The sequence below is a fragment of the Pseudoalteromonas sp. TB64 genome (assembly GCF_000498095.1).
In the GTDB taxonomy this organism is placed as follows: Bacteria; Pseudomonadota; Gammaproteobacteria; order Enterobacterales; family Alteromonadaceae; genus Pseudoalteromonas.
The window spans coordinates 1-1,828 of record NZ_AUTQ01000234.1 but is presented as its reverse complement, the minus strand read 5'-3'; the positions used below and the strand labels follow the sequence as shown (position 1 = coordinate 1,828).

The 1,828-nt window shown below is 39.5% G+C and carries 1 protein-coding gene; it reads left to right on the top strand.

The features are described 5' to 3' along the window. Window positions 1-530: 530 nt before the first annotated feature. The gene (locus L647_RS0119745) at window positions 531-1,793 is read left to right on the top strand and encodes an IS110 family transposase (RefSeq protein WP_024612558.1); all 1,263 of its coding nucleotides are present in this window, start codon (window positions 531-533) and stop codon (window positions 1,791-1,793) included. Window positions 1,794-1,828 lie beyond the last annotated feature (35 nt).

The following is a 1,828-nucleotide window of genomic DNA, read 5'->3' as shown; positions in this document are numbered from 1 at the left end:
CCAGGCAGAATTTGCTCAGCGAAATTGATAGGAATGAATTTATTTTGACAGGATAAGTCAGGCTTGTAGTTAGCCATAACAGTTTACCGTGGGTGAATAATATCTATTAGATCACAGCGAACAGATGGATTCAAGGTTAAAAAGCAACCAATCAAGAATAGTTGGATACGTTCCTAAAAAGAGTAATTCTACAGCCTCAACGCCTCACTAAGAGGCAAATAATGGTTGGCTAAAATAGACGACGAAGGAGTAAATAGCCAACTGTTATTTGTCCTTTTGAGTGACTTATAGTTCGACCAAGCCACTTAATTTAAAAGTAACTGACTATTATGTTAAGTGGAATATGCTTCTGTTGGTTACGAATATTGAATGACAAACATCCAATGTTTTTAACAAGACGTTCGAGCCAACAGAGCACCTCGATTTCAAAACGCATACTCAGGGATTGCCGACCAAGACTATCTATAAGACCTGCGAGAAACGAGATTTAAGCACATTCCGTCCTTAACTTTAACCGTAGGCGCTATAAAATGAAAGCATATAACGTTGATAATTTTGCTGTACTCATTGGCATTGACTGGGCCGATAAAAAACATGATATTTGTGAACACCCAACAGGCACTAATAAATATCATTACACCGTTATTAAACACACACCTGAAGCGTTGCATGAATGGGCTATGGATATTAAACAACGTTATCCAAAGCAGAAAATAGCGATTGTTTGCGAGCTTAAAAAAGGGCCGCTTATTTATGCATTAGCTAAATACGACCACCTTACTTTATTTACCGTTAATCCTTGTGCTGTTGCTAAATACCGCCAGGCTTTTAAGCCCAGTGGCGCAAAAGATGACCCATCAGATGCCTTTCTACAAGTTGAAATTCTCACGTTACATATGGACAAGCTGTCTGTCATTGAGCCCGAGTCAGCTGCTATGCGTTCGCTGTCTCAGCTTGTTGAATATCGCCGAAGTTTAGTGCAAGACAGTGTCGATTTATCCAATAAAATAACAGCGACATTAAAAAATTATTACCCGCAGGCACTTGAATGGTTTAAAGAAAAGGACACGTATATATTCTGCGACTTCATTCAGAAATGGCCGTCACTCACTGCGGTTAAAAAAGCAAGAAAACAGACTTTACTCGACTTTTTTGAGAGTCATAACTCACACTATTGCGCGGTCAATAATGCACGACTAGACAGTATTAAAAATGCGATGCCATTAACTCTGGACGAAGGAGTAATTGTGCCTAATCAAATGCTCGTTGGAGTGCTTATCACGCAATTTAAAGTGTTATTAAAGGGCATTGAAAAGCTCGATAAAGCAATAAAATCGGCTTATAAAACCCACCAGGATAAAAAGATATTTGATAGCTTACCCGGTGCAGGCCCACAACTCGCCCCACGTTTACTAGTTGCTTTTGGTAGTAATCGTGCGCGTTATAATGATGCTGCAGAGCTTCAAAAGTACGCTGGTATAGCGCCTGTTATTGAGCGCAGTGGTCAAAAAATGTGGACTCATTGGCGTTATAGTTGCCCTACTTTTTTAAGGCAAACATTTGTGGAATGGGCAGGCTTTTCTATTCGTTATTCGTTTTGGGCTAAAGCGTATTATGAGCAACAAAAAGCCAAGGGTAAGCCGCATAACAGCATTATTAGATCACTGGCATTTAAATGGATAAGGATTGTATTTAGATGTTGGAAAACGAATACACCCTACGATGAATCGACGTATTTAGCGGCCTTAAAACGCAGAGGTTCACCACTATTAAAATTTGCAATTAATAGCTAAATTTTACTAGTCGTCCACCTCAGGGCGTGTTGTTA

What these genes read in the sequence shown, in the direction of transcription:
- L647_RS0119745 (WP_024612558.1), top strand. Translation starts at nt 531, where the DNA reads ATGAAAGCATATAACGTTGATAATTTTGCTGTACTCATTGGCATTGAC.